This window comes from Muriicola sp. (assembly GCF_041567615.1).
In the GTDB taxonomy this organism is placed as follows: domain Bacteria; phylum Bacteroidota; class Bacteroidia; order Flavobacteriales; family Flavobacteriaceae; genus Muriicola.
Genome location: NZ_JBFGBM010000209.1, coordinates 1 through 3,975 on the forward strand (window position 1 = coordinate 1; position 3,975 = coordinate 3,975).

The 3,975-nt window shown below is 49.0% G+C and carries 4 protein-coding genes; 3 read left to right on the forward strand and 1 reads right to left on the reverse strand.

From position 1 onward, the window contains the following. Both lon and cmk read left to right on the forward strand, forming a co-directional pair. Positions 1-1,311: endopeptidase La (lon, locus tag ABYP73_RS11880; RefSeq protein WP_372974467.1), on the forward strand; the 1,311-nt coding region annotated here is incomplete at its 5' end. Between the two features lie 75 nt (positions 1,312-1,386). Continuing rightward, entirely contained in the window at positions 1,387-2,079 is a 693-nt protein-coding gene (cmk, locus tag ABYP73_RS11885) for a (d)CMP kinase (protein ID WP_372974468.1), read from the forward strand. A 35-nt stretch (positions 2,080-2,114) separates the two neighbouring features. Here cmk and ABYP73_RS11890 read toward each other — a convergent pair whose 3' ends face one another. Beyond that, positions 2,115-2,495: a LysM peptidoglycan-binding domain-containing protein gene (locus ABYP73_RS11890; protein WP_372946597.1), complete on the reverse strand. Its 381-nt coding sequence runs from the start codon at positions 2,493-2,495 to the stop codon at positions 2,115-2,117. Between the two features lie 269 nt (positions 2,496-2,764). Between ABYP73_RS11890 and ABYP73_RS11895 the strand changes: the two genes are divergently transcribed. Further along, a partial coding sequence (locus ABYP73_RS11895; protein ID WP_372974469.1) for a S1 RNA-binding domain-containing protein occupies positions 2,765-3,975 on the forward strand: 1,211 nt, incomplete at its 3' end.

Below are 3,975 nucleotides of genomic sequence, written 5' to 3' on the forward strand. Positions count from 1 at the left end.
ATGAAATCACCTATTCTTTGCCTTTACGGACCTCCGGGGGTTGGAAAGACCTCCCTGGGTAAATCCATAGCCGAGGCTTTGGGCAGGCAGTACGTGCGCATGTCGCTGGGTGGTTTAAGGGACGAGGCCGAGATCCGAGGTCACCGCAAAACTTATATCGGGGCCATGCCCGGGAGGATCATACAGAATATTAAAAAAGCAGGGACCTCCAATCCTGTCTTCATCCTGGATGAGATCGACAAACTGTCGAGCAGCTACCAAGGCGATCCCTCTTCGGCCATGCTCGAGGTCCTGGATCCGGAACAGAACAATGACTTCCATGACAATTTCCTGGAGATGGGGTACGACCTTTCGAAGGTCATGTTCATCGCAACGGCCAACAATCTCTCCAGCATTCAGCCTGCCTTGAGGGACAGGATGGAGATCATCAAGGTCACAGGGTATACGATAGAAGAGAAAGTGGAGATCGCGAAAAGACACCTCTTGCCTAAACAGCTCAAGGAACACGGCTTAGGCCCGAAGGATCTGAGGATAGGTAAACGACAGCTGGAAAAGATCGTGGAGGGATATACGCGTGAATCGGGGGTCAGGACCCTTGAAAAACAGATCGCGAAAATGGTGCGTTACGCAGCCAAATCGATCGCCATGGAGGAGGAATACGAAGTTAAAGTCAGCAACGAGGTCATCGAAAAGGTCCTGGGCCCTGCCCGACTAGAAAGGGACAAATACGAGAACAATGAAGTGGCCGGGGTGGTGACCGGACTGGCCTGGACCAGCGTCGGGGGAGATATCCTGTTCATCGAATCCATTCTATCCCGAGGCAAGGGGCAACTCAATATTACCGGGAATTTGGGTCAGGTAATGAAGGAGTCAGCCACTATTGCCATGGAATACATTAAGTCGAATGCAGAGGCATTCGGTATAGACCCTTCGGTTTTCGGGAGGTACAACGTGCACATCCACGTACCCGAAGGAGCCACACCTAAAGACGGGCCCAGTGCGGGGATTACGATGCTTACCTCCCTGGTCTCCCTCTTCACCCAAAAGAAGGTGAGGAAGAGTACGGCCATGACAGGGGAGATCACGCTCAGGGGCAAGGTACTTCCGGTAGGGGGTATCAAGGAGAAGATTCTGGCAGCCAAACGCGCCAGGATCAAGGACATCATCCTGAGTGCAGACAACGAGAAGGATATACTGGAGATCAAGCAGGAGTACCTGAAGGGCCTCAGATTCCATTACGTGACCGATATGAGTGAGGTCATTGATCTGGCAATCACTAATCAGAAGGTAAAGAATGCCAAAAGGCTTTAATTTCTTTTCCGTAAGGAATGACCGGTTCCCCTCTTGAAGTATGCCAGGTTCTGGGAAACTGCGTATTTTTAGCCCATGAAAAAAATAATCATCGCCATAGACGGATACTCCTCCACGGGTAAGAGTACGATGGCGAAACAACTGGCCAGGGCCCTGGGATATATTTACGTAGACACAGGAGCCATGTACAGGGCGATCACTCTTTACGCCCTTCAAAAGGGATATATAGACGAAAGAGATTTCAGGAAGGATCCCCTCCTGGCCGACCTGCAGAAGATCGACCTGAGCTTCAAATACAATCCGGAACTGCAGTTTTCAGAAATGTATATGAACGGAGTGAATGTAGAAAAAGAAATCCGCACCCTGGAGGTATCCAATTTTGTCAGTCAGATCTCCGTGGTACCTGAAGTGAGGAAAAAACTGGTGGCCCTCCAGCAGGAGATGGGCAGGGAAAAAGGCCTGGTTATGGATGGGAGGGACATAGGTACGGTGGTTTTCCCCAAAGCCGAGTTAAAGATCTTTATGACGGCCAGCCCGGACATCAGGGCAACCCGCAGATTCAAGGAATTGCTGGACAGGGGTGCCCTCATCAGTTACGAGGAAGTACTGGAAAATGTACAGAAGCGCGACTTCCTGGATTCAACCCGGGAGCATTCTCCTCTAAAGAAGGCAGAGGACGCCATTGTTATCGACAACAGCGCCATGAGCCAGGAGGAACAGTTGGAGAGGGCCCTGTCTTTAGCCCAAAAGAGGGTAGAAACGGCATAAAAAAGGCGCCTCCTGGCGCCTTTTTGATTTCTTCATCAGATCTTCGGGATAACCAGTACCTGGTCCGGGTGTATGAGATCCGGATTTTTAAGGATGTCCGTATTGGCCGCGAAGATCGCCTTGTATTTCATGGGATCGCCGTAATAGTGTTTTGCGATCTTGCTGAGAGACTCCCCCCTTTGCACTACATGCCTGTGGTAAACGCTCTCATCGGACACGGTAATATTCGCTTTGATGTCAGAGGGTTTTTCCCCTCCGATTTCCTTGATCTTGTCCCAAAGCAAGTTCTTTTCATATTGGGTTTTGGTCTCTCCTTTGACCTTGAGGACCCCTTCTTCCACGGTGACCTTACCGTCTTTGACACCTAATTTCTCTCCCAGCGTGAGTACGGGCTGGTATTTGTCTTTTACGCTCATGAATGTATTAATTAATGTGTTATTTATTGGTTAAATGCTACAGCTTTAAAGATACGAAATGCCCAAGGATAACGGGGTGTATAGACCAAAATCTTTAATTTTTTGGCCGGGTTGCCAAATTGATTGTTAAAACCAGAATTAAATTGTACTTTTGCACACCTTTTTGACTAGTATTCAGGAGGAAAAGGGGAGAAACAAAAAACATCAACACCTTCCATAGACATGGTCCCGCTCCTGGAGGTTTATGGAATACAAACAAAAATCAGCAGATGGCTGAAGAAAAAACAACAACAGAAGAAACTCAGGTAGCTGAGGCCGTTCAGACAGAGAAGAAAGAAACCCCCAAGCAGGATCCTCAGGAATTCCTGAAGAACTTTGACTGGGAAAAGTACGAAGAGGGCATTGAACGGGTAGAGGATTCCAAACTCGAGGAATTCGAAAAACTGGTAGAAGAAAATTTTGTAGATACAGCGGATGAAGAAGTTGTAGAAGGTACCGTTACCCACATTACAGATAGGGAAGCGATCATTGACATCAACGCCAAGTCTGAAGGGGTGATCTCCCTGAACGAATTCCGCTACAACCCCGGACTTAAGGTAGGGGACAAGGTTGAGGTACTTATCGATATCCGCGAGGACAAAAGCGGCCAGCTCGTACTTTCCCACAGGAAGGCGAGGACCATCAAAGCCTGGGATCGCGTAAACGCAGCCCATGATAAGGAAGAAGTGGTCACCGGTTTTGTGAAGTGCAGGACCAAAGGAGGTATGATCGTCGATGTATTCGGCATCGAAGCCTTCCTTCCCGGGTCACAGATCGATGTAAAACCCATCAGGGACTACGATCAGTATGTTGGAAAGACCATGGAATTCAAGGTCGTCAAGATCAACCAGGAATTCAAGAACGTGGTGGTTTCCCACAAAGCCCTGATCGAGGCAGATATAGAGGAACAGAAGAAAGAGATCATCAGTCAGCTCGAAAAAGGACAGGTACTCGAAGGGGTGGTCAAGAACATCACTTCTTACGGGGTCTTTATCGACCTCGGTGGGGTCGATGGCTTGGTCCACATCACCGACCTTTCCTGGAGCAGGATCAATCACCCAAGCGAGGTGGTAGACCTGGATCAGAAGCTCAATGTGGTGATCCTCGACTTCGACGACAACAAATCTAGGATACAATTAGGATTAAAGCAGCTTGAAAAACACCCATGGGATGCCCTGGGCGATGAGATCAAGGTAGGGGACAAGGTGAAAGGTAAGGTAGTCGTTATCGCGGATTACGGTGCATTCCTGGAAGTAGCCGAAGGAGTAGAAGGACTTATTCACGTCTCTGAAATGTCCTGGTCTACCCACCTGAGGTCTGCACAGGACTTCGTAAAAGTTGGAGATGAACTGGAAGCCGTTGTGCTTACTCTCGACAGGGAGGACAGGAAGATGTCTCTCGGACTCAAACAACTCACCCCGGATCCATGGACCGATATTAC

Bases quoted from the DNA above. Each gene is read 5' to 3' on its own strand.
- cmk (WP_372974468.1), top strand. From the start codon at position 1,387: ATGAAAAAAATAATCATCGCCATAGACGGATACTCCTCCACGGGTAAG.
- ABYP73_RS11890 (WP_372946597.1), bottom strand. From the start codon at position 2,495: ATGAGCGTAAAAGACAAATACCAGCCCGTACTCACGCTGGGAGAGAAA.